25 protein-coding genes and 1 riboswitch are annotated in these 23,696 nt (G+C 50.2%); of the genes, 14 read left to right on the forward strand and 11 right to left on the reverse strand.

Annotated elements, in window-relative coordinates; translation table 11 throughout:
• Positions 1–20: 20 nt before the first annotated feature.
• Together IEX98_RS03730 and IEX98_RS03735 are read left to right on the forward strand one after the other, a co-directional pair.
• Positions 21–2,780 (forward strand): ATP-binding protein, encoded by a 2,760-nt coding sequence (locus tag IEX98_RS03730; protein ID WP_188887562.1) that lies wholly within the window; start codon positions 21–23, stop codon positions 2,778–2,780.
• The gene (locus tag IEX98_RS03735; RefSeq protein ID WP_188887563.1) at positions 2,777–3,646 is read left to right on the forward strand and encodes a CheR family methyltransferase; all 870 of its coding nucleotides are present in this window, start codon (positions 2,777–2,779) and stop codon (positions 3,644–3,646) included. Before IEX98_RS03730 ends, IEX98_RS03735 begins: the two co-directional genes overlap by 4 nt.
• An 82-nt stretch (positions 3,647–3,728) precedes the next feature.
• Here the strand turns inward: IEX98_RS03735 and rsbW are convergent, their stop codons facing one another.
• The 7 genes from rsbW to IEX98_RS03770 form a co-directional block, all read right to left on the reverse strand.
• A complete protein-coding gene (gene rsbW, locus IEX98_RS03740) occupies positions 3,729–4,154 on the reverse strand; it encodes an anti-sigma B factor RsbW (protein ID WP_188887564.1) in 426 nt (141 codons plus the stop codon).
• Positions 4,151–4,483 carry an STAS domain-containing protein gene (locus IEX98_RS03745; RefSeq protein WP_188887565.1) on the reverse strand — a complete coding sequence of 111 codons (333 nt, stop codon included), beginning with the start codon at positions 4,481–4,483 and terminating at the stop codon, positions 4,151–4,153. The genes rsbW and IEX98_RS03745 overlap by 4 nt, the downstream gene beginning before the upstream one ends.
• An 86-nt stretch (positions 4,484–4,569) precedes the next feature.
• The gene (locus IEX98_RS03750; RefSeq protein WP_188887566.1) at positions 4,570–5,052 is read right to left on the reverse strand and encodes a hypothetical protein; all 483 of its coding nucleotides are present in this window, start codon (positions 5,050–5,052) and stop codon (positions 4,570–4,572) included.
• 68 nt (positions 5,053–5,120) lie between these two features.
• Positions 5,121–6,272 (reverse strand): SpoIIE family protein phosphatase, encoded by a 1,152-nt coding sequence (locus tag IEX98_RS03755; RefSeq protein WP_188887567.1) that lies wholly within the window; start codon positions 6,270–6,272, stop codon positions 5,121–5,123.
• Positions 6,273–6,376: 104 nt separating this feature from the next.
• Positions 6,377–6,784: a general stress protein gene (locus IEX98_RS03760; RefSeq protein ID WP_188887568.1), complete on the reverse strand. Its 408-nt coding sequence runs from the start codon at positions 6,782–6,784 to the stop codon at positions 6,377–6,379.
• Positions 6,785–6,838: 54 nt separating this feature from the next.
• A complete protein-coding gene (locus IEX98_RS03765) occupies positions 6,839–7,000 on the reverse strand; it encodes a DUF1328 domain-containing protein (protein WP_188887569.1) in 162 nt (53 codons plus the stop codon).
• Between the two features lie 192 nt (positions 7,001–7,192).
• Positions 7,193–7,795: a nitroreductase family protein gene (locus tag IEX98_RS03770; protein WP_188887570.1), complete on the reverse strand. Its 603-nt coding sequence runs from the start codon at positions 7,793–7,795 to the stop codon at positions 7,193–7,195.
• Positions 7,796–8,063: 268 nt separating this feature from the next.
• Here IEX98_RS03770 and IEX98_RS03775 point away from each other — a divergent pair, with 268 nt between their 5' ends.
• Positions 8,064–8,918 (forward strand): alpha/beta fold hydrolase, encoded by an 855-nt coding sequence (locus tag IEX98_RS03775; protein ID WP_188887571.1) that lies wholly within the window; start codon positions 8,064–8,066, stop codon positions 8,916–8,918.
• 232 nt (positions 8,919–9,150) lie between these two features.
• Positions 9,151–9,320: riboswitch (cyclic di-AMP (ydaO/yuaA leader) on the forward strand.
• A gap of 147 nt (positions 9,321–9,467) precedes the next feature.
• Entirely contained in the window at positions 9,468–11,294 is a 1,827-nt protein-coding gene (locus tag IEX98_RS03780; RefSeq protein WP_188887959.1) for an APC family permease, read from the forward strand.
• A 64-nt stretch (positions 11,295–11,358) separates the two neighbouring features.
• Here the strand turns inward: IEX98_RS03780 and IEX98_RS03785 are convergent, their stop codons facing one another.
• Complete coding sequence (locus tag IEX98_RS03785; RefSeq protein WP_188887572.1) at positions 11,359–11,652, reverse strand: DUF2627 domain-containing protein; 294 nt, start codon at positions 11,650–11,652, stop codon at positions 11,359–11,361.
• Between the two features lie 163 nt (positions 11,653–11,815).
• On the opposite strand from IEX98_RS03785, the gene lpdA reads away from it, so the two are divergent.
• The 5 genes from lpdA (at position 11,816) to lipB (ending at position 17,510) form a co-directional block, all read left to right on the forward strand.
• Positions 11,816–13,243, forward strand: a complete 1,428-nt coding sequence (lpdA, locus tag IEX98_RS03790; protein WP_188887573.1) for a dihydrolipoyl dehydrogenase — start codon at positions 11,816–11,818, stop codon at positions 13,241–13,243.
• A 138-nt stretch (positions 13,244–13,381) separates the two neighbouring features.
• A complete protein-coding gene (locus IEX98_RS03795) occupies positions 13,382–14,413 on the forward strand; it encodes a thiamine pyrophosphate-dependent dehydrogenase E1 component subunit alpha (protein ID WP_188887574.1) in 1,032 nt (343 codons plus the stop codon).
• Positions 14,414–14,416: 3 nt separating this feature from the next.
• Positions 14,417–15,400 (forward strand): alpha-ketoacid dehydrogenase subunit beta, encoded by a 984-nt coding sequence (locus tag IEX98_RS03800; protein WP_188887575.1) that lies wholly within the window; start codon positions 14,417–14,419, stop codon positions 15,398–15,400.
• A 70-nt stretch (positions 15,401–15,470) separates the two neighbouring features.
• Positions 15,471–16,748: a dihydrolipoamide acetyltransferase family protein gene (locus IEX98_RS03805; RefSeq protein ID WP_188887576.1), complete on the forward strand. Its 1,278-nt coding sequence runs from the start codon at positions 15,471–15,473 to the stop codon at positions 16,746–16,748.
• A 39-nt stretch (positions 16,749–16,787) separates the two neighbouring features.
• Positions 16,788–17,510, forward strand: coding sequence for a lipoyl(octanoyl) transferase LipB (lipB, locus tag IEX98_RS03810; protein WP_188887577.1), 723 nt, complete (start codon positions 16,788–16,790; stop codon positions 17,508–17,510).
• Here the strand turns inward: lipB and IEX98_RS29610 are convergent.
• Positions 17,487–17,585 (reverse strand): stressosome-associated protein Prli42, encoded by a 99-nt coding sequence (locus IEX98_RS29610; RefSeq protein ID WP_445376009.1) that lies wholly within the window; start codon positions 17,583–17,585, stop codon positions 17,487–17,489. The two genes, lipB and IEX98_RS29610, sit on opposite strands and share 24 nt — an antisense overlap.
• Before the next feature lie 82 nt (positions 17,586–17,667).
• On the opposite strand from IEX98_RS29610, the gene IEX98_RS03815 reads away from it, so the two are divergent.
• Positions 17,668–18,801, forward strand: coding sequence for a M20/M25/M40 family metallo-hydrolase (locus IEX98_RS03815; protein ID WP_188887578.1), 1,134 nt, complete (start codon positions 17,668–17,670; stop codon positions 18,799–18,801).
• Between the two features lie 87 nt (positions 18,802–18,888).
• Here the strand turns inward: IEX98_RS03815 and mciZ are convergent, their stop codons facing one another.
• A complete protein-coding gene (gene mciZ / locus IEX98_RS03820; RefSeq protein WP_188887579.1) occupies positions 18,889–19,026 on the reverse strand; it encodes a Z-ring formation inhibitor MciZ in 138 nt (45 codons plus the stop codon).
• 111 nt (positions 19,027–19,137) lie between these two features.
• On the opposite strand from mciZ, the gene IEX98_RS03825 reads away from it, so the two are divergent.
• The 3 genes from IEX98_RS03825 to fur all read left to right on the forward strand — a co-directional run bounded on the left by IEX98_RS03825 (position 19,138) and on the right by fur (position 20,982).
• Positions 19,138–19,698 (forward strand): NUDIX hydrolase, encoded by a 561-nt coding sequence (locus tag IEX98_RS03825; RefSeq protein WP_188887580.1) that lies wholly within the window; start codon positions 19,138–19,140, stop codon positions 19,696–19,698.
• Positions 19,699–19,752: 54 nt separating this feature from the next.
• On the forward strand, positions 19,753–20,433 hold the full coding sequence (spoIIM, locus tag IEX98_RS03830; protein WP_229691952.1) for a stage II sporulation protein M: 681 nt from the start codon (positions 19,753–19,755) through the stop codon (positions 20,431–20,433).
• A gap of 87 nt (positions 20,434–20,520) precedes the next feature.
• Entirely contained in the window at positions 20,521–20,982 is a 462-nt protein-coding gene (gene fur / locus IEX98_RS03835) for a ferric iron uptake transcriptional regulator (protein ID WP_042162640.1), read from the forward strand.
• Between the two features lie 60 nt (positions 20,983–21,042).
• Here the strand turns inward: fur and IEX98_RS03840 are convergent, their stop codons facing one another.
• Positions 21,043–22,242 carry a S8 family peptidase gene (locus tag IEX98_RS03840; protein ID WP_188887581.1) on the reverse strand — a complete coding sequence of 400 codons (1,200 nt, stop codon included), beginning with the start codon at positions 22,240–22,242 and terminating at the stop codon, positions 21,043–21,045.
• A gap of 232 nt (positions 22,243–22,474) precedes the next feature.
• Between IEX98_RS03840 and ald the strand changes: the two genes are divergently transcribed.
• Positions 22,475–23,617: an alanine dehydrogenase gene (gene ald / locus IEX98_RS03845; protein WP_188887582.1), complete on the forward strand. Its 1,143-nt coding sequence runs from the start codon at positions 22,475–22,477 to the stop codon at positions 23,615–23,617.
• Positions 23,618–23,696: the final 79 nt, after the last annotated feature.

Genomic DNA, 23,696 nt, shown 5'->3' on the forward strand with positions numbered 1-23,696 from the left:
TGGATAGAGAAGGAGAACCTATGTTTCGGAATATCAAGTTCAATATCCGCACCAAAATCGCAATCGGATATTTTCTTATCATCTGTTGTCTTGGCGTAGCCATTGTCGTCGTAACCGATCGAATCTCCGCCTTGCAGGATGAAGTAGAGACGATAACGAGCCGCGATATCGACATTCATAATTTCATAGCTTCCATTCAATATGACGCCATAAGCATGGAATCCGGGCAGCGTGGCTATATCCTTACAGGGGACGAAGCTTATTTGTCGCCCTACAATAAAGGGAAATCCCAATGGGAAGCCAATTTTAACAGCCTGTACGCTTATCTGGCCAACGATCCCTCAACGCAGCGGGATCTGGAGGAAATCAAGCTGACGATTGTGAATTGGATTGACACGGCTGCCGAGCCTACCATTACGATGAAAAAGCAAAATCGGACGAATGATATTGTCGCTTTCTTTCAAGAGGATGTTGGAAAAACGTATATCGATCAGTTGAGGAGCCAATTTGAATCGTTAAGAAGCAAACAGATTCAAGCGACAAAGCTGCATATTATCGCGTTGGAGAACCGCAATCAATTGTTGACGATCGGCATCTATATCATGCTTATTATCGTAACAGTCATCGCTTTTATGATCGTTGCATTCGTCTCCGGGTCGATTGTCCGAACGATTAAGCAGGTCGCCAAAACGATTACCGAAATCGCTTCGGCCGGCGGGGATCTAACGACTCGAATAAAGGTGAACACCAGGGATGAAATCAAGGAACTGGGCGACGCGACCAATCGTTTGCTGTCGACTCTTGAATCGCAAAATTGGATTCAGACCAAGGTGGCTGAAGTAGCCACAATGAATCAAGGCATTAATGATTTATCGACGCTGGCGCAATCTTTTCTATCGAAAGTAGCTCCGATGGTGAATGCCTCTTACGGCGTCTTTTATTTGCGGAAAGGGACTGGCAGCCAGCAGTTGTTAGTGAAAACGGCCTCTTACGCCAGCTATGGCGATGAGAAGGGCGTGGCTAGCTTCCGGATGGGGGAAGGGCTTATCGGGCAATGCGCGCTGGAAAAACGCGTCTTCCTGCTGAATCAGCCGGAAAACCATTCCGCCGTCATTACTTCAGGGCTAGGTACGATAGAGCCACAAAGTATTCTAATCGTCCCAATCGAATTTGAAGAAAAGGTCGAGGCCGTTATCGAGTTTGCTTCAATCGAGCCCTTCACCGCGCAGCATCTGAAGCTGCTGGAGGAAATCGAGAAGGACTTTGGCATCGCCGTCAACAATGTGGCGGGCCGGATGGAGGTCGAACGGCTGCTAAGCGAATCCCAAGTGCTGACGGAAGAGCTTCAGGCGCAGACCGAGGAGCTTCAGACGCAGTCGGAGGAGCTGCAAATGCAGCAGGAAGAAATGAAGATGACGACCGAGCATTTGGAGGAGCAGAACCTATTCGCCGAGCAAAAGACGAAAGAGCTGGAGAAGGCGAAGCGGGAGCTGGAAATCTATTCGGAGAAATTGAAGCAAAGCAGTCAGTACAAAACGAATTTTCTGGCCAATATGTCGCATGAGCTGCGGACTCCATTGAACAGCATATTGATCCTGTCGCAACTGCTCTCTGAGAATGAGCATGCTCATTTAAGCGAAGATGAAGCCGGTTATGCAAGTGTCATCCATACGTCAGGTCAGGATCTGTTGAAGCTGATCGACGATATCTTGGACTTATCGAAAATTGAGGCGGGCAAGGTCATCCTGACGGTAGATGAAGTGAATTTGACTGAAATTCCCGAGCTGATGAAGCCCGTGTTTGATCCAATCGCCGCTCAGAAAGGATTGGCGTTCACCGTTCATGCAGAATCTGAACTTCCAAATCTATGGCACACAGACGGGCAGCGGCTGCAGCAGATTTTGAACAATTTACTGTCCAATGCGTTTAAATTCACCGAAAGCGGCTCTGTCGAGTTAAAGCTTGCGTTAGCTGATCCAAGGAAAGCGGGGCAGCTGCGGAAGCGGCAGGGAGACGATGCTTGGCTGGCTATTTCGGTAACGGACACCGGCATCGGCATTCCTGCGGACAAGCAGCAGCTCATATTCGAAGCGTTCCAGCAGGTGGACGGTGAGACAAATCGCCAGTATGGCGGTACCGGACTTGGTCTTTCTATTTGTAATGAGTTTGCTAAGCTACTAGGCGGCAGTATCCAACTGGAGAGCGCCCCTGGCGAAGGCAGCACCTTTACGCTTTATTTGCCTAATTTGAACCGGGATGCTGTCGAGACGATTGTGAGCGCCAGTCAAGAAGCAGCTGCAGCAATTGATTACGTTCCACCGCATGAGCAGTATGAGGAACCTCTCGAAGAAGATTTCAATCGGATGGAGACGGAAAAAGGGGAAACATCGATTTTCAGCGGGAAAAGGATATTGCTCGTAGAGGACGATGCAAGAAATGTATACGCGTTGTCGAGTGCTTTGGAGCAGCATAACATCGAAGTGACGGTAGCGGGCAATGGCAAGCGCTGCATGGACATTTTGGAGAAGGACAAAGGTTTCGATCTGGTGCTGATGGACATCATGATGCCGCTTATGGACGGCTTTGAGACGATGCGTGAGATTCGCAAGCAGCCGATCCTGCAGGAGCTGCCGATTATCGCGCTTACCGCGAAAGCGATGAAGAGCGATCGTGAGAAATGTCTGGAAGCGGGAGCATCGGATTATATTAGCAAACCGATCCAGATGGAGCAGCTATTCTCTCTTATGAGAGTATGGCTGACGAAACAGGTGGGCAAATGAGTGAGTTTGATTCCATTGAGGCTGGTCAGGGATTAGAGGGAAGCGAGGAGCTGCAGCAGCCCTTGGAGGACATTGAAATTCAACTGCTGCTGGAGGGCATCTATCTGGCTTACGGTTATGATTTCCGTCACTATTTGCGCTCCTCGATCCGCAGAAGAGTTTGGAGCCGGATCAATCTCGATAATTTGCCGTCGATAACGGCTCTCTTGGATAAAGTGCTGCATGAACCTGATTATTTTCATCTGCTGGCAAATGATTTTTCGATCAAAGTAACTGAAATGTATCGCGATCCTGATTTTTTTCAGCTGTTTCGAGAGCGGGTTGTTCCTCTCTTGCGCAACAAATCAGAAATCCGGATATGGCATGCGGGCTGCTCTACCGGCGAGGAAGTGTATTCTATGGCGATCTTGCTTCTGGAAGAGGGACTGCTTCACCGGACTAAAATTTATGCGACAGATATGAATGAGCAGGCGATACAGAAAGCGAAGCAGGGGAAATTTCCGCTCAAGCGCATGCAATCCTTTACGAAAAACTATTTGCAGGCGGGCGGAATGAAGGAGTTTTCCTCCTATTACACGACAGATCGGGAATATGCGATTTTTCATCCGGAGCTAGCTGATCATATCGTATTTGCCCAGCATAATTTGGCCACAGACAGTACGTTTAATGAATTTCACGTCATTCTTTGCCGCAACGTGCTTATCTATTTCGATACCACACTGCAGCACCGCGTACATCAGTTGTTCTACGATAGCCTGGCGGAAGGCGGCATTTTGGGATTAGGAAGCATGGAATCCTTGCTGGCTGCTTATAAGCCAAGCTATGAGGAGCTAGCTCCAGCCGAACGGATATTTCGTAAAATATGAGCGGATAACCAAACAAAGGGTGACCCTAGAGCCTATAGCTCCAGGGTCACCCTTTGTTTCGTATTCGTTGAAGCGCTCCTTACTAGGACGGCGCATCCAAATATTTCGTCAACACGACTTCCGTTCCGTGGTCAATCGCAATGACGTCCACTTCGTCCATCAGCGCTTGCATGAGATAAAGCCCTAACCCGCCAACACGCAGATCGCCGACTTCCTTAGCATGAATTGGTGATGCCTCATTAATCGCGTCCGAATAAACAAAAGGAGGGCCTTCGTTGCTGATTCTGACAGTCAACGAAGTCTCGTCTGATGCAAAGACGATCGAGATGGTGCCATCGGGCTGAGCGCCATGAAGCACAGCGTTATTGCATGCCTCCGATACGGCCACCTTCATATCTTCAATGGCTTCATAAGAAAACCGCAGCTTGGAGGCCAAGCCGTAAAGGCAAACCCGGACAATATCGATATAATCTGCGTGAGCAGGGATTTGCAGTCGAATTTCGCTCATGCCTTATTCTCGGTCCCTTCCGTCAAATATGCGGATATGCCAGTTAAATCAAACAGCCGCTTAATAGACGGCGGGATATTTTGTACGGAGAAAGGGGCTTTCAAACCGTCGCGAATTTTCAGGACGGATACGATGATACCGATGCCGGTACTGTCGATATACGTTAAATCCTTTAAGTTCAGGATGAGTTCTCGGTCCGTCTGATGGACGACCGGCTCCAGTACTGCTCGCAGTTGAGGAACGACGGACAAGTCTAATTCTCCGCTTAACGATAATAAATAAGCATTCGTTGTTTCTTGCTGTTCAATCTGAAACGGTTCGACTCTCATTCATTTCACTCCGGTCTCATAGTTTAATAAAATCATACCAATCGATTGCAATATACACAAGCGCAAGGCAGCATTCAGCTGCCCTGCTATACAGAAGCGATATGGTAATAGGCAATCGATTTCAGCTTGCCCGTATCCGGGTCGATAAACAGCTTAAGCAGCGCTTCATTCCGTTGAAAGACGATGCCGTCTTCAGCTATAAAGTCCGGCTCGCCAAGCGCTTCTCTAATGGCCGTCTCCGTTGCCGGTAGTTCATTGCCGTCTATGCGGAGCTGTTCGGCGTCTCCGGCAATCTCAACATAATCAAGCCATCCGTCACGGAACGCGATGTCCATGCCTGTATAATCGTAAATTTGCAGCTCCGCCAACCATTCATCCTGCGTAACGTTGAGCGGCTTACCGAGCTTTTCCTCTACAGTGGCCGGATCATCGTCCAATGTAAGCCCGTTTACAGAAAGAAGCGGGTATGACTCTCCCTTACTTGCCTGCAAAGGGGGCATGGAAGCGGAAGCCGGTATTTGGCTGACAATCGCGCCTAACAGACAACCAATCAGAACGATATTCTTCATATGCAATTCCTCCAGCAGCGTAATGGGTTGCTGTTAACTAATAACCCGTTTTCCTCCGCTTGAAACAGTTATTCGGAAATTATTGATTTGGTCTGCAGCTTGACCAGGCAAATGTCATCTTTTTGGATGCCATTGCAAGGTACGGGAACGATTGTCCGTACCAGTTCATGGGGCTCCGTATGCCGTCCTTCAGTGAACTGTTTGATGAGCCGTTCGATCGGAATCTCCCTGCCATTGTCTATGGAATCGATCAGGCCGTCTGTATAGAGCGTAATCGCAACCTCATGATCGTAACGGAGCTCTCTCTTCTCGACTTTCAGGCTGTCAAACAATCCAATGGCACCGCAGCTTTGCTCCAGCAGAACAGTTTCCCCGTCGACAAAGGCGACACCTGTCGGATGTCCGGCATTGACGTACTCCAACGTTTTTCGCTCCGTATCCAGCACCAGATAGATCGCCGTAAAATAGTAATTGATCAGTTCGTCCTTCATATGAAGCTGATTCATATACCGGTTCAGCTCCAGCATGACCTGCTCCATATCGGAAATGCGGGTGATTGTGTCCCGCAGCACAGAAGAAATGTACATGCACACAAGGGAGGAGGAGATGCCATGGCCCATCATGTCCAGCAAAATAACGCCGTATCGATGTTTGTCAATGCGATACCAGGCGTAGAAATCGCCCGCAAGCTCTGAAGAGGGCTGATAGGCGGCATAGATCGAGACGTTCTCGTCGTCAATCGGTTTGCTTAACACGCTAAGCTGAACCTGTTTGGCCAACTCCAGCTTATATTTCATCCGTTTGTCCCGCTCTTTATGCCAATCGATTTCTTTCTTTAGCCGAAGTGCCGAACGAATACGGGCCAGCAGCTCCATCCGATTGATTGGCTTCATGACATAATCGCTCGCGCCGGCGTCCAGAGCTTCGGCCATTTTGTTGGAGTCGCCGACGGCAGTGACGAAGATGATCGGAACATCCTTATAGCGTGTGTCCTGTTGAATCACCCGGCATGCTTCCAGACCGTCGATGTCGGGCATCATCATATCCATTAATATCAATTCGATATCGGGCTCCCTCATTACGGCGGAGTGAATGCCCAGCATCTCATAAAGCTCATGAGCGGAAGATGCGGTTTTCAGTTGTGAATAACCTGCTTTATTTAAAATCGTTTTAATGATGAGCTGATTGGTGGCATTATCGTCTACTATTATGATACTCATAGAAAGGCCCCTTTAAGTTGGAATCTGTCTTATAACTATATCATAGTACAAAGACCTACCCTGAGAGGATAGGTCTTTGCTCCGTAAATGGATTTGGAAGGGGATTAGATCATATAATGCGGATAGTAGTAGACTGCAGGGTCAAATTCATCTCCGATATATTCCCGTCCGCCCCAGGCGATGACCAAAATTTTATCGCGATCCATCTCCGACTCAAGATGCTCAGCATACTGCTTGGAGATACCAAGCGATCTCATCTTAGCCCGAAGCTCGTCGCCGTTTGAGCGGAAAATGTTGGCGATTGCCGTACCCAAGCCTTCTGCGGATACGCCGATTTTCTCTGCATCCGTGTTGTCTGCGATGCGAGCCGTCCGGTCTTTGTCATGGGTCAATACGAAAATGTTATCTTTCGCATAACCCTCCCGCTGGAAGCGGTATACCTGCTCTTGAACCTCGACAATGCTTTTCACCGTGTGGACCTTCGTTTGATTCGTTGTTTGAGTTGTTGTCATTGTAATTCCTCCTCGTAATTTTTAATTTTAGTTAACCCGTTACCGTAATTGCAGTTAAGCTCGTCGTCTTCCCAGAATAAGCGATGCAATGAAAAGAACGATGAAGACGATAAACAAGATCTTGGCTATTCCCGCCAGGGCGGAAGCTATGCCGAGAAAACCGAATATGCCTGCGACGATTGCGAAGATGAAAAATAATAATGCCCATCCCAACATTGGAACCACCTTTCTTTCTGTTTAAGTTTCACTGCGTTGTGTGTTGTTGCTTGCTTTGTATTAACCGTCATGGCGAAGGTTGAAACTATTTTCTTTAAATAATCAAAATAAAAATGGTCCTCATCCCATTCAGGATGAAGACCATTTAAGGCAAATCATTCGATTTCTTAGTTATGAATTCGGATGAAGATCTTACTTGTACGAACCTTCGATAACGACTTCGCTAAGCGATTTCCGGCCGCTCGGTACTTCTCTTTCTTGAATTGGAGCAGGAAGACTGCTTTTATCTCCTTGGTAACCAATCGCAATGACGGCATGAAGCTCGAATTGCTCCGGCAAATTCAAAGCTGCTTTAGCTTGCTGACGATCAAATCCGCCAATCGCATGCGCCGCAAGTCCTTTAAGAGTTGCTTCAAGCGCCAAATATCCCCATGCTGTTCCTGCATCAAAGGCATGCGCGCCATTCGGATCACCATTCTCACGTTTCGTATCGGAAGCAACGAGAACGAGTACAGGCGCTTTTGTAGCCCAAATTTGGTTAAACTCGCCCAAGAAGTTATGGAATACAGCCAGCTGCTCCTCCGTCTTAGCCACTACAAATCTCCATGGCTGATCATTAAAGGAAGAAGGTGCCCAATGAGCGGCTTCCAAAATTGCATTTAAATCTTCGTCCGCTACTTTGCGGCTATCAAAGGCGCGCGGTGACCAGCGGTTGAGGAACAGTGAGGATACTCCGTGCTCAGCATTGCGGTGAGACTGAACTTCTGTGGAAATTTGTTCTACAATATGGGTCATTTAAGACACACCTTTCCAATGGGAATTGTTTTATTTTCATTCTATCATTTCGATTTCGATAAAACAAGATTTGTTGCTCGCTCCAGTCCTTGCAAAGCTATTAGGCAAGCGCCTCCTATATTGAAGCGATTCATATTCCTTCATATTAAATGAAACTTCATTATAAAGGCCAGTAAAAACTTTGACCGAAAACTGTTTCAATACAATCCGATTCGTTTAAGAGAATATACAATTGCATAACCAAATTAGAGAAGGATGGTGTTCATCGATGGAAAAACATACGGTTCATGTTAATGGCATCGATATGGTCTATGAAGAGTGCGGCAGCGGAAACAAGAAGACGATCATTTTCCTGCACGGCTTCTGCGGTTCTTCTCGTTATTGGCATAAAGTTTGTCCTTTGTTAAGCGATAACTATCGCATTATTATGCCGCAGCTTCGCGGCCACGGCGAGACAACTGCTCCTGAAGGAGCCTATACGATGGAACTGATGGCAGACGATATTTTATGCTTGATGGACAAGCTTGGCCTGCATAAAGCATCTCTGTTCGGTCATTCTCTCGGCGGCTATGTAACGCTGGCCTTTGCGGAGCAGTACCCGCACCGGCTTGCGGGATTCGGTCTCATTCACTCGACGGCACTGCCGGATTCGGAAACGATGAAGCAGAAGCGGCTGGAGGATATCGATACAATCCGGGAAGAAGGGATCGCTGCTTATGTCAGCGAACTCATTCCGAAACTGTTTCTGGAGTCCAAGCGTGACGAGAAGCAAGAGGAAGTGGATGAGTTCATATCGGCGGGACAGCAGATGAAGCCCGAGGGAGCGATTCATACGCTTGAAGGGATGATGCAGCGCCCGGACCGAAGCAAGGTACTGGCTAAAGCAAGCTTCCCGATCCTGCTGGTGGCGGGTGCGAAGGATGATGTCATCTCGCCAATCGCAACATTCTCACTGACGGAGCTTGGTGCTTATAAGTCGACGTACGATTACCCGCATATTTCGGAAAATACGTTTGAGGGCGTTGCGCATATGAGTCTTGTAGAGGCACCGGACCAGTTATCCCGCGTGATCGCTAACTATTTGAAAACGCTTAATGAGAAGGAAACTGTACGAACAAAATAGTCATAAGCGGAAGGTGCCGCCGGTTTAGGGATAGGTTGAACACTCCCAAACCGGCGGCGCTTCTCATAGTGAGCGAGAAATCGCAATAATTCAAGCTTTGGAGCGCGGCATTGTTATGTAAGCGCTTTTCCGCATGTTTTCTAATCCGAATTGAACGAAAAACGAAGCAAAGCAGGTTTTACATTAGATGGCCGCAGGCGTAAGATTAGTCCGTAATCAACCGAATAGGGTTCAATTCTTATCGCTAAATTTCCGTCAAGGAAAACGGGGGAACCAAACATGACGCGCCTTAACCTAAGGTGCGCCATACGGGGTGAATCCTTATGCTGCAAGCATAAGGTAGGGCGACTCTCGCCGTCCGAATCCGTCAGCTAACTTCGTCAGCGTTGAATGAGAGAGGGTTGTGAACCGGTGTGAAAAACACAGGCTCCCTGCCTGTGTTTTTTGTATGCAAAAAAAGGGATACGTCGAATGGGGGATGGCCGTTCTGGATTGTTCATTCAGGTAAAGGGAACTATAAAAAAACTAAACTATGCGGCGGTGAAAGAAGTGCTATCTTCCCTGAAACGATTTTTAATTGGAAGACCTTTAAAATCAACACAATTAGGCGAGCAAAAGCTAAATAAAACAAAAGCGCTTGCCATCCTATCCTCGGACGCACTGTCGTCTGTAGCTTATGGACCGGAACAAATCCTGATCGTGCTGATGACGGTCGGCGCTGCGGCCTTCTGGTATTCGATTCCGATCGCGATCGGCGTGCTCGTACTGCTGCTCGCTCTTATCCTTTCTTACCGGCAAATTATTTTCGCTTATCCGCATGGCGGGGGCGCTTACGTTGTATCGAAGAAGAATCTCGGGATGTTCTCCGGTCTTGTCGCCGGGGGCTCGCTGCTGGTCGACTATATATTGACCGTAGCCGTCAGCGTATCCGCAGGTACAGATGCGATTACGTCGGCTTTTCCAAGCCTGCATCCGTACAATGTACCAATCGCGATTCTGTTTGTTCTGTTCATTACGACGCTTAACTTGAGGGGAGTAACGGAGTCCGCCTCCATATTAGCCTATCCCGTCTATTTATTCGTCTTCGCATTAGTACTGCTGATCGGCGTTGGTCTGTTCAAGATATTGACGGGTCAAGTGTCACCTGAACTGCATACCGCGATCGGCACGCCGGTTGCTGGGATCGGATTATTTCTAATACTAAAAGCATTTGCTTCCGGCAGCTCGGCATTGACCGGCGTTGAAGCGATATCGAATGCCATTCCGAATTTCAAACAGCCATCGCCGAATAATGCAGCTAAAACGTTAATCGCCATGGGCTCGCTGCTCGCTGTTTTGCTCTCGGGCATCGTATTTCTGGCGTATTATTACGGTATTAGTCCGAGGGTGGAAGTGACCGTTGTGTCGGATATTGCCGAGCAGGTATTCGGGCGTCACTTTATGTATTATTTCATCCAGGGAACGACAGCGTTAATTCTGATTCTTGCGGCCAACACCGGCTATTCAGCATTTCCGCTGCTGGCAGTTAACTTGGCGAAAGATAAATTTATTCCGCGGATGTTCACGATTAGGGGGGACCGGTTAGGCTACTCCAACGGTATCATTAGTCTGGGGCTGCTCTCGATCCTGCTCATCCTTGCATTTGAAGGGCGCACCGATCAGCTCATACCATTGTACGCAGTGGGCGTGTTTATTCCGTTCACCCTTTCGCAGACGGGAATGATGGTGAAATGGCTGCGGGAAAAGCCGACTGGCTGGGTGCCTAAGTTCATTATTAATACGACCGGAGCGTTAATCAGCTTGATCGTCAGCCTGATGTTTTTTCTTACGAAGTTCGGTCAGGTCTGGCCCATTCTGGTGTTTCTGCCGCTTATCCTATTGTTCTTTTACCGGATCAGAAAGCATTATGAAGCCGTGGCCGATCAGCTGCGTACGACGACCTGCGAGCCGTCTATACCGATAGAAGGCAATGTCATAATCGTGCCTGTGGCAGGTATTACGCATGTCGTCGAAAATTCTTTGAATTATGCAAAATCGCTGTCTGCGCACCAAATAATTGCCGTTCATATTCCATTTGAGCGGGAAGAGGAAGCGATATTCGAGGAAAAGTGGAGCAAATGGCAGCCGGATGTGCGGTTGGTTACGCTGCATTCGCCTTATCGGAGTCTAATCGAGCCGCTGACCAAATTTATTGACACGGTACAGCGCAAAGCGGGGGAAGCGAACTATCAGGTGACTGTCATTATCCCGCAGTTCATTCCGAAGAAAGCATGGCATAACATTTTGCATAACCAATCCAGCTTATTGCTTCGGGCTCACTTGCTATACAGACGGGACGTTATTGTAACGACGGTCCCTTATCATTTGAAGAAATAGAGACCAATAAAAAAACGGACCGCAGCATCGACTGCGATCCGTTTTTTTAACGTACATTGGAAGCTTAAGCTTGCGGCTTTGGCGGGCGCGGCCGTTTTTCCTTGAACCGGGTTGCCACATAGTTGCGCTTGCGGTCGCGGAAAAAGATCCAGCCGCCGATAAAGCCAACTCCTGCGGCGAACATAACGAGTCCGAGCAGAAAGCTGAGCCATTGAAAGTCGGGAACGACGGCATCATTGCCGAATTCGGAAAAATAATGAAACAAAGCGTTCTTCATGCGAAGAAAGCCAAGGCAGGCGAGCACGCCTGGAATGACAAGAAATAGGACGGCGATCAAACGGGCAGCAACCAATTTCATGAAACGCTATTCTCCTTGTGACTATGTAATAGCATTATGATACCTTTTTCATCGGAGGCTGTCTATTTCGGATAAGGGGTGACAGCAAATGGGGATGTAAATAGCTATGAAAAAAGGTACAATAGGTGAAGTGACCAAACGTAATGAGTGGAGGTAATCATAGATGGCGATACAAGTAGATGTAGCAGTTCTGGGCGGGGGCGTCGGCGGATATACGGCAGCGATACGCGCTGCACAGCTGGGCAAAAGCGTGGCTCTCGTAGAAGCGGACAAGCTAGGCGGCACATGTCTTCATAAAGGATGCATACCGAGCAAATCGCTGCTTCGCAGCGCGGAAGTTTACGCAACGCTGCTCGAAGCGGATACATATGGCATTACTTTGGCGGAAGGCGCGGTAGCGCTCGATTTCGCGAAAGTGCAAGGACGCAAGGAAGCGACGGTTGATCAGCTCTATAAAGGCTTGCAGCATTTGATGAGAAAGAACAGCATTCAAGTGATTCAAGGAAAGGGACGGGTAATCGGCCCTTCGATTTTCTCACCACGCAGCGGCTCGCTTGCGGTAGAACTGGCGGATGGTGAGATGGAGTCGATTGTGTCCACCAATCTCATCATTGCTACAGGTTCCCGGCCGCGGACGCTGCCGGGCGTTACGCCTGACGGTGAAACCATTCTGACTAGCGATGATGCGCTTCGGATGGAGAAACTGCCGGAGTCGATCCTAATCGTCGGAGGCGGCGTTATCGGCGTGGAATGGGCTTCTATGCTGCAGGACTTTGGCGTTCAAGTGACGCTTGTTGAATCCGGCATTCGATTGCTGCCTGGGGAAGATGCGGAAGTTTCGGCCGAGCTCACCCGATTGCTCAAGCGCCGGGGCGTTCGCGTGTTGACAAGCGTACAATTAATTACAGAGGAACTCGCAGCCGGCAGCGGCGGCATTACCGTTCCTGCTGAGACTTCGGACGGCAAAGTGCTGCTGACGGCGGACAAACTGCTGCTTTCTGTAGGCCGACAAGCAAATATTGAAGGCATCGGCCTGGAAAACACCGATATTAAAACGAAGGACGGCTTTATTCGCGTCAATGAATTCGGCCAGACGAGCGAGCCGCATATTTATGCGATTGGCGACGTCATTGGCGGGGTGCAGCTGGCTCATGCGGCTGCCCACGAAGGCTTGCATGCGGCTGAGCATATTGCTGGCGAGAAAAAAGCAGCTACACCTGCTCATCTCATCCCCCGCTGTATTTATTCCCGTCCGGAGATCGCCTCTTACGGCTTAACGGAGGACGGGGCTAGAACGAAGGGTTATGACGTGAAAACGGGCAAAATTCCGTTCCAGGCCATCGGCAAAGCGATCGTGCTTGGTGAGACTGACGGCTTCGTTAAAGTGATTGCCGACCGTAAAACCAATGACATACTCGGCGTTCATATGATTGGCGCGCATGCAACGGACTTAATATCCGAAGCAGCGCTTGCAGGCGTGCTCGACGCCACCCCATGGGAAGTAGGAAGCATGATTCACCCGCATCCGACACTGTCAGAGGCGCTTGGCGAAGCGATGCTGGCGGTTGACGGCAAAGCGATCTCATTCTAAATTTGCACGACGATATGATAAGTGCATGTTAAATCTATTACATTTGTCAGGTTTTCTTTTTCGTCTGAATGGGTTTATAATATATAATATCAAGTCTTAGTACCTGGTTATAAATGTAGGTTAAAGGAGGCATTCCTCATGACCCAATCCGGATCAACAAAACAAACCTTTCAACATACGGAGTTAGGCCTTTCTCATGAGCAAGCCATAGAAATGTATGCCACGATGCAGCTGGCCAGAAAATTTGACGAGCGCAATTTATTGCTTCAACGGGCAGGCAAAATCAATTTCCATGTTTCTGGCGTTGGACAAGAGGTTGCGCAGGTCGCAGCCGCTTTTGCGCTGGATCGGGAGAATGACTACTTCCTGCCGTACTATCGGGATTACGGCTTTGTCCTTGCCGTTGGCATGACTGTTAAGGAGCTAATGCTCTCGGTATTCGCTAAAGCGGAGGATCCGAACAGCGGCGGGCGTCAAATGCCGGGACACTTCGGCAGCAAGAGACTGCGCATCGTAACGGGCTCCAGCCCGGTGACAACGCAAGTACCTCATGCCGTAGGCATCGCGCTCTCTGCCAAGATGAAGAAGAAGCCGATCGTCAGCTTCGTTACTTTCGGCGAAGGCTCAAGCAACCAAGGCGACTTTCACGAGGGGTGCAACTTTGCAGGCGTCCATAAGCTGCCGGTCATTCTGATGTGCGAGAACAATCAGTATGCGATTTCTGTACCTGTTCACAAGCAATTGGGCGGACGCGTATCAGACCGTGCAATCGGTTATGGCTTCCCGGGCATCCGCGTAGACGGCAATGACGCTTTGGAAGTATACCGAATCGTAAAAGAAGCGCGCGAGCGTGCTATCGCCGGTGAAGGGCCTACGCTCATTGAAGCGATGATGTATCGTTTATCGCCGCACTCAACCTCCGATAATGATCTGGCTTACCGGACAAAGGAAGAAGTAGACGAGAACCGCGAGAAGGATGGCATCCCGAAATTCAAGCAATATTTGATCGAATGCGGAATTTGGGACGAAGAGCGTGACACCGAGCTGCTTGCGGCTATCCGCAAGCAAGTGGACGAAGCGACTGAATACGGCGACAAAGCACCATTCCCGGTGCCGGAATCGGTACTGCACCATGTGTATGCCGACGATGCCGGACAAGGGGAGGGATAACAGATGGCCGTTATGGAATATATAGATGCAATACGTCTTGCGATGAAGGAAGAGATGGAGCGGGACGAAGATGTATTCGTGCTTGGCGAGGATGTTGGCGTCAAGGGCGGTGTATTCACGACGACGAAAGGGCTCCAGGATCAATTCGGAGAACTGCGCGTGATGGATACGCCGCTCGCAGAATCGGCCATTGCCGGCGTTGCGATCGGTGCGGCCATGTATGGCATGAAGCCGATTGCGGAAATGCAATATTCCGACTTCATGTTCCCGGCGACGAACCAAATTATTAGCGAAGCGGCCAAAATCCGCTATCGTTCGAACAATGACTGGAGTTGTCCGGTCGTCATCCGCGCGCCAATCGGCGGCGGCATCTTTGGCGGCTTGTACCACTCGCAATGTCCGGAATCGGTGTTTTTCGGAACGCCGGGACTGAAGATCGTTGCGCCGTACCGGGCATACGATGCGAAAGGGCTGCTGAAAGCGGCCGTCCGCGACCCGGATCCCGTCATTTATTTCGAGAACAAGAAAAGTTATAAGCTCATCACGGGCGAAGTGCCGGAAGATGATTATATCGTTCCGATCGGCAAGGCCAACGTGCTTCGTGAAGGGGAAGATATTACGGTTATCGGCTACAGCATGCCGCTTTTATTTGTGGAGCAAGCAGCCGAGGAACTGGAGAAAGAAGGCATCAGCGCTCATATTCTCGATTTGCGTACGATTCAGCCGCTGGATAAAGAAGCGATCCTTGAAGCGGTACGCAAGACGGGCAAAGTGCTGATCGTCCACGAAGACAATAAAACCGGCGGCGTTGGCGCTGAAGTATCGGCGATTATTGCCGAAGAGCTTCTGTTCGAGCTGGACGCCCCGATTCAAAGACTTTGCGCACCGGATGTACCGGCGATGCCGATCAATCCTCCGGGTGAAAAGTTCTATATGCTGAATAAGGAAAAAGTGTTGGAAGCAATGCGCAATCTAGCATTATTTTAAGTAAAAACCGCATGGCAGACCGTATGTATTCGCATGTTTACCAGACTGCGGGTTGGGAGATGGATGTTTAATGAAGGTAGAGAAGGAAATCGTCATACCGCAGCTTGCCGAATCGCTCGTATCCGCGACCATTGACAAGTGGCTGAAGCAGCCGGGCGATCATGTCGATCTATATGAACCGATTTGCGAGCTAATAACCGACAAAGTGAGTGCGGAGCTGCCTTCCACGGTATCCGGCACACTGACCAAAATTGTCGTCGGAAGCGGAGAGACGGTACCGGTTGGCACCGTCGTCTGTTATATTGCGACGGAGAGCGATGAAGCAGCGCCTGCAGCGTCAACTGCTAGTACTGCAGCTGGCCGTTACGACGGGCCTTCCACGGAAGCAACCGAAGAAGGTGGCGGCTCGATGCGAAACCGCTATTCGCCGGCGGTACAGACGCTTGCAGCCGAACATGGCGTCCGGTTGGCCGATGTGACTGGGACAGGCATGGGCGGACGCATTACGCGCAAGGACGTGCTTGCTTACGTCGCCGCTGGCGTTCCTAATGAAAGCAGAGTCGACATTTCGAAAGCGGATGTCCGTTCCTCTGGCTTGCATCTGGCGGAGACGCCGCGCATTCCGACCGTACAGCCGACCGAGCAAGGACGCGGCGAGGATTATATCGATGTTACGCCGATTCGCGGCGCGATTGCCCGCAATATGAAGCAAAGCGTCACCGAAATTCCTCATGGTTGGATGATGATCGAGGTAGATGTGACGAATCTGGTTGCCTTGCGCAATAAGCTGAAGGATGAATTCATGAAACGGGAAGGCGTCAATCTGACCTATCTCGCTTTTGTCCTGAAGGCGGTCGTCAATGCAATTAAGGATTTCCCGATTATCAACTCCATGTGGGCTGCCGATAAAATTATCGTGAAGCGGGATATTAATATTTCGCTCGCGGTTGGTACAGAGGAATCGGTAGCAACGCCGGTTATTAAAAATGCCGATCACAAAACGATTGCCGGACTCGCCAAAGAAATCGACGATCTGGCCCGCCGCGGCCGCGAAGGGAAACTGACGCTGTCTGATATGCAAGGCGGTACGTTTACCGTCAACAATACAGGATCGTTTGGTTCGATCATTACGAATCCGATTATCAACTATCCGCAGGCGGCTATCCTTACATTTGAATCGATCGTCAAGCGTCCTGTCGTTATCAATGATATGATTGCGATACGTTCGATTGCCAATATGTGCTTCTCGCTGGATCACCGGATTTTGGACGGCATCATTTGCGGCCGATTCCTGCAGCGCGTGAAGGAAACTTTGGAGAGCTTTAACACCGATACAAAGCTGTATTAAGCGAAGATCTAGTCTGAAAGACAGAAATGGGGTATACAGATGACTGACGTTGCCAAGCATCATGGCGCGAGGACGACACTGGAAGCCCGTTATATACCGTTGCTCGATTATGCGAAGGCTTGGGATTTGCAAAAATCGATCGTAACGCAAGTTGATAAGGAGGAGCGTCCAGAGACGCTTCTCCTTCTTCAGCATCCCCCAACCTATACGCTTGGCTCGGATCGTCATCCGGAGCATTTGCTCTTGGATGAAGAGCAGCTGAAGGAGCGGGGCATAACGGTGTTTGAAATTGACCGGGGCGGGGATATTACGTATCACGGACCGGGTCAATTAGTCGGCTATCCGCTGCTCTTTCTTCAGGCGGAGGGACTTGATTTACACGGTTACTTGAGAAGTGTGGAGCAGGTGCTCATTAATTGGCTGGCAGATTACGGTATTGAAGCGGGAAGAAAGCCCGAATATACCGGTGTATGGGTCGGCGATGAGAAGATTGCGGCGATCGGGGTGAAATTTAACCGTTCGCGAGGACGGAAGGGATTCATTACGTCGCATGGCTTTGCCTTAAATATTGAATCGGGTATCGGCCAGACGGGCTTTAGCGGCATTATTCCGTGCGGGATTGAGCAGTACGGCGTAACGTCGTTTAATGATTTAACGGGGAAGAATATGACCGTGGCTCAAGCGGCACGGGAAATCGTGCCGCATTTCAGCTCTGTATTCCAGTATGGGCGGCATACACTAGTAGAAGAGCCAGCCGAGTGAAGCGATAACCGTGGACAGCAGTACTGCGCCCGCGACGATCATAGCGACGAGGCGGATCATTTTCTGTGATTTCATCTTAAAGCGCTCCTTTCCAAGGGATTGGACGTGCATGTTAAACAAGTCTATTCTATTTTAATCGAAAACGGCGAAGGAGGAAATGGCTGTGGTCAATCAGGAACGAATTGTGAAAGAGTTCATGGAGCTGGTGCAGGTCGATAGCGAGACGAAGCATGAGCAGGAAATTAGCCGTGTGCTTCGTAAAAAATTCGAAGAGCTGGGTCTTACTGTAGAAGAGGATGATGCGGATGCCCGAACCGGGCATGGCGCTAACAATCTGTTTCTGCTGCTAGAGCCGTCCGGCGCCGCGTCCGCACCGACAATATTGTTCACCTGCCATATGGACACTGTAACACCTGGCGTTGGTGTAAAGCCTCAGCTGGACGATGACGGATATATCCGCAGCGATGGCACGACTATCTTGGGTGCTGACGACAAAGCTGGAATTGCAGCGTTGTTGGAAGCGATACGGGTGCTGAAAGAGCAGCAAATCGCGCATGGACGCATTCAGTTTGTTATTACGGTCGGCGAGGAATCGGGTCTTGTCGGCGCTGCGGCAATCGACCCTGCAAGGCTGCTGGCCGATTTCGGCTACGCCATCGACTCGAACGGCGCGATTGGCGATATCGCGATTGCCGCTCCTGCGCAAGCGAAGGTAACGATCAAGCTGCATGGCAAGTCTGCACATGCTGGTGTCAATCCCGAGGACGGAATTAGCGCCATTCAGGTTGCATCCAAAGCGATCAGCCGAATGCCGCTTGGCCGGATCGATAAGGAAACGACGGCCAATATCGGCCGTTTCGAGGGCGGCGGTGCAACGAACATCGTATGCGACTTCGTGCGGCTGGATGCGGAGGCGCGGAGTATCGTTCAGGTGAAGCTGGAGCGTCAGCTTGATGCGATGCGTGAAGCGGTAGAGAGTGCTGCGAGGGATTGCGGCGCAAGAGGCGAGTTTGAGAGCAGCATCGTATATCCGGCTTATTCGCATGATGAGCAATCACATGTCGTCCAAGTCGCGCAAGCGGCCGCTCGTGCGATCGGTTTGGAGCCGCGCGGTTTTCATTCCGGGGGCGGCAGCGACGCCAATATTTTTAACGGATTAGGACTGCCTACCGTCAATCTTGCCGTCGGCTACGAGCATATCCATACGACCAAAGAACAGATTAAGGTATCAAATTTGGTCAAAGTAACTGAATTTGTCGTCTCCGTCATTCAACAGGCGGCAAAGGGATAAACGGATTGGATACGAGAAAAGGCTTCCCATTCATGCGCGAGCATGAGCGGAGAAGCCTTTTTTTATTTGGACCAGTATTCTGGAATGTTAATTTTGTTTCGCTGCCAGCAGCTGACGAAGCGTCCGTTCTGGTGCGTGGGAGGCGGTCAGCTTGCGAAGCTTGTGACGTACTTCCCAGGCCTTTCCTACCAATCGAAGCTCATTAACGCTTATATACTGTTTCATCCTTATCGCACCCCTCGTGATTTGGTATAATGATATCTATGTCCGTTGCGGACAAGTTATAACCACCTAAAATGAATAGATTAAGGATTTGAAAAATAAGGAGCGATCGAATTGGCACAAGATGAGCTGAAGCAATGGCGCGAAGAAACGGTAAGCACGGAATCTATTTTTGACGGGAAAATAATTTCACTGCAGGTTGATACCGTTGCACTGCCCGATGGTAAAACGGCAACGAGAGAAATCGTGAAGCATCCGGGCGCAGCAGCTGTAATGGCGCTGCTGGACGGCAAGCTGCTCGTAGTGGAGCAATTCCGCAAACCGCTCGAGAAATTCCAGATCGAAATTCCGGCCGGAAAGCTCGACCCCGGGGAAGATCCGGCAGTTGCCGCCGCGCGGGAGCTGGAGGAGGAGACCGGTTATCGTGCAGAGGAATTGAAGCTAGTCAGCGCCTTCTATACGTCGCCGGGCTTCGCAGACGAGAAGCTGTATTTGTATTTCGCCGATAAGGTCGTGCCAGGAACGCTAAATCCTGATGAGGATGAGTTTTTGCAAATTGAAGCCATCACGCTGGAGCAAGCAGAGGCTTATATAGCTGAAGGCCGCATCAGCGATGCGAAGACGATATTGGCTGTATACGCATGGAAGCTCTATCTTGCAAACGGCAGCATCTAAGAGACTAGAGTAAGCGGCAAGCTCCCGTCATAGGAACGGACAAGAGATCATACAATGAACGTATATCTTGTCCGAAGGGAGTGGCTGGTTTTGCGCACGGCTATGCTGCAGGAAAATGGCAAAAATCATATCACGCTTTATATTTTTGTAGCGGTATTATTCGTTGTGGGCGTCATTTTCGGCGGGTTGATGGTTCAAGCGCTGACGCTGGAGCAGCAGCAGGATTTGGCCTCCAACGTCAATCAATATATTCATTTGGTCGATAGCGGAACCTTTGCGGATGTGGCGCATTCCTTCTGGGAACGCTTTATGTTTTACGGCAAATGGATGCTGCTGCTATGGCTGCTTGGCGTAACGGTAGTGGGCGTTCCTTTCGTGCTGGCGCTCGACTTTCTGAAAGGGGTGCTCGTCGGTTTCTCAATCGGCACTCTGATCAGCCAGCATGCCTGGGAAGGCTTGCTGTTCTCGCTTGTCTCTGTGGCGCCGCCGAATCTAATCGTCGTTCCCGCGCTGATGGTAGCGAGCGTCGCTGCCATCTCATTTTCGACATATGTCATCAAAAACCGGCTGTTTCAGCAAAAGGGCAGTCTGGCGCCGCAAATAGCAGCCTTTTCGTCAACTGCGCTTCTCATGCTTTTGCTGCTTGCCGGGGCGGCGCTGCTCGAAGCCTACGTTTCGCCCATTCTCATGCAGTGGGTAACGCCGCTAATGACAGGAACCGCATCGGCCGTATAAAGCCAAAACGTTTGACTTTTTCCGCCATTAACCCCTATAATAAAAGCAAACCGGAAGTTGGCGCAGACATGTGGTAGGGGGGAAATCATGGAAGCCCGGATTGAGAAGATCAAACAACAGTTGCAGTCGCAGGGCTACAAATTAACCCCGCAGCGTGAGGCAACAGTTCGAGTATTGCTCGAAAACGAAGACGACCATTTGAGTGCAGAAGATGTATTCATGCTCGTTAGAGACAAGGCGCCGGAGATCGGTCTAGCTACCGTTTACCGGACATTGGAGCTGTTGAGCGAAATGCATGTGGTGGAAAAGCTGAACTTTGGCGACGGCGTTGCCCGTTACGATTTGCGTACGGACAGCAGCAAACACCACCATCATCACTTGATATGTGTGCAGTGCGGTTCCATGGATGAGATCAAAGAGGATTGGCTTTTGCCGCTTGAAGAGCGACTTGAGCAGGAGTTCGGTTTTACCGTACTGGATCATCGGCTTGATTTCCAAGGCATTTGCCACCGCTGCAACGCAAAAAACGACAAACCTAATGAACAATAAACGGCTTTGCTGCCCAGTTAACTGGACGGCGAGCCGTTTTGGCGTTTTTAAGAGGTTTTATTATAGAAAATCCAGCTGCAGCAGGCCGGAGCCTTGTGCAGTTACGGGGATATCATCCAATTGCAGCGCCTGTTTTTTCAACAGCACTTTTACTTCACTGGGAGTCAGACCAGGTTTAAGCGCGAGCAGCAGCGCAGCGCCTCCCGTCACATGTGGAGATGCCATACTCGTTCCCGATACGGTCAAAAAATTTCCGTTCAGCCAAGTTGAACGAACATCCTCACCCGGCGCTGCAATCGTGATGCCATTGCCTCTGTTGCTGAAATTCGCAATCCGGTTTTCTCTTGTTGTTGCCGCCACGGCAATCGTCTCCGAGAATGCGGCCGGCTCATCCAGCTGGAAGGTGTTTGGACCGGAGTTTCCCGCTGAAGCAACGACAATGATCCCTTTTCTGACTGCCTTTCTAATCGCGTTATGAAGCGCCTCGCTGGAATCGCCTCTCTCTAATCCAAAACTCATATTAATAATCGACATTTTGTTGCGAATACACCATTCAATACCGTCAATAATATCGGACACATAGCCAGCTCCTGCATGATCTAGAGCTTTAACTGCATACAGCTTTACATTTGGCGCTACCCCTTGGCAGCCTTTAACACCGGTCGCTGCTGCGATACCCGCCACATGCGTCCCATGGCCGTTGTCGTCGGCATAGCTGCCGCCGTTAACCGTGTTGATTCCTCCGGCAATACGCAGGCTTGGATGCGGGGCGATGCCGGTATCGATAATTGCAATTTTGACAGAAGCGCCCTGTGATCGTTTCCATGCCTTATGCGCTGCGATCGCACATAAATTCCAAGGCATATCGGGCGGACATGAAGACGACAGCAGTGAAGCACGCGAGTTTCTTCGCGTATTGGGTTTACTTACAGACTTGAACTGTGGCGTACGGCTCGGTTTGGACATTCCCGTTCCCAGTGGAGAGGGCAGGAAAGCATGCGTTCTTAGTTTTTTATCCGGTTCAATGAGTTTGATGCTGGGATGCTTTCTTATCTTCTCCCACGACAGCCGGCTGTCGAAGAGACAGCCTATCATCTTGCTTCCAGGAATACGCTTGAATGGGCGAATGCCATTGACATTCAAATATCGAAGACAGCGTTTATAGGAGTTACCCGTCTTAAAAGCAATGAGCTTACGAACGGTATACTTTGAGGGAGCTCTCCTGGAGTGAATGGTGAGCAGTTGTTCGAGTCTGGGCATCGAAGGCAACCTCCTTGTCATTGTCCGCATTAGTTCAGGTTATGAACGAAGGTATCCGGACGGCAGGGGTATACGTCCAAATGCACATAATTTGCCGGAAATTAAGACAGCATATGTGTGGCGAAGGTATTTAGGAGAGTATCAAATGATTGTTATTGACGTGCAGGACGGACATTCAGCTGCAGCGAAACATACATCATAGTAAGACCAACTACGGAAGGCGGGTCAGATCATGAAAATCGGGGTACCGAAAGAGATTAAAGCGAGCGAATACCGCGTCGCTTTGACACCGGCGGGTGTTACGATGCTGACGGCCGCCGGCCATGCCGTATTTGTTGAGACGGGGGCCGGCGAAGGAAGCGGTTTTGAGGACCGGGATTATGAACGGGAAGGCGCTGTCATCAAAGCGACAGCTTCGGAGGTATGGGGGCAAGCGGATATGATTATGAAAGTGAAGGAGCCGCTTGCTTCAGAATTTGGCTATTTCCGTGAAGGGCTCTTATTGTTTACTTATCTTCACTTGGCGGCGGCTCCGGACTTGACGCAGGCGCTTGTCGACAAACAGGTGACGGCAATCGCGTATGAAACGATTCAACTCGCGAATGGCAGCCTGCCGCTGCTTACGCCGATGAGCGAGGTTGCTGGCCGGATGGCGGTTCAGGTCGGCTCGCAGTTTCTGGAGGCGTTCAACGGCGGCCGAGGCGTTCTGCTGGGCGGCGTACCAGGGGTTCCTCCCGCAGACGTCGTTATTGTCGGCGGCGGCGTCGTAGGCACGAATGCGGCTAAAATCGCAATCGGTATGGGAGCGAATGTCGTTATCTTGGAGAAGAGCGCCGATCGGATGCGTTATTTGGACGATATTTTCGGCGGCCGGATCAAAACGGTCATGTCGAGTCCTTATCATATTGCAGAAGCGGTCAGCAGAGCAGACTTGCTGGTCGGAGCGGTGCTCATTCCGGGCGCCAAAGCGCCGCATCTCGTTACAGAGCAAATGGTACAAGGGATGAAGAAGGGCGCTGTTATCGTCGACGTAGCCGTTGATCAAGGGGGCTCTATCGCAACGGTCGACCGGCCGACGACGCATACGGATCCGATCTATATTAAGCATGGCGTCATTCATTACGCGGTTGCGAATATACCGGGAGCCGTGCCGCGAACGTCCACGTTCGCATTGACGAACGCAACGATTTCCTATGCGCTGGATTTGGCAAACCGCGGCTGGGAGGCTGTGAAAGGCAGTTTGCCGCTGCAGAAAGGCGTTAACACGCATGCTGGAGCTGTGACTCATGAGCAGGTAGCAGCCTCTACCGGCATTAGCTATACGCCGCTGGAGCGCTGGCTGGATGCGATAGCGTACGACCGGCTGGAGACTTAGTTCTAACATAATGTGACTCTCTTTTTCATATGGTGGTACGGACGAGCATTTTTTTCATCCGTATGAAGGAAAGGGGAGT

The organism is Paenibacillus radicis (ex Gao et al. 2016) (assembly GCF_014641555.1).
GTDB classification, from domain to species: domain Bacteria; phylum Bacillota; class Bacilli; order Paenibacillales; family Paenibacillaceae; genus Pristimantibacillus; species Pristimantibacillus radicis.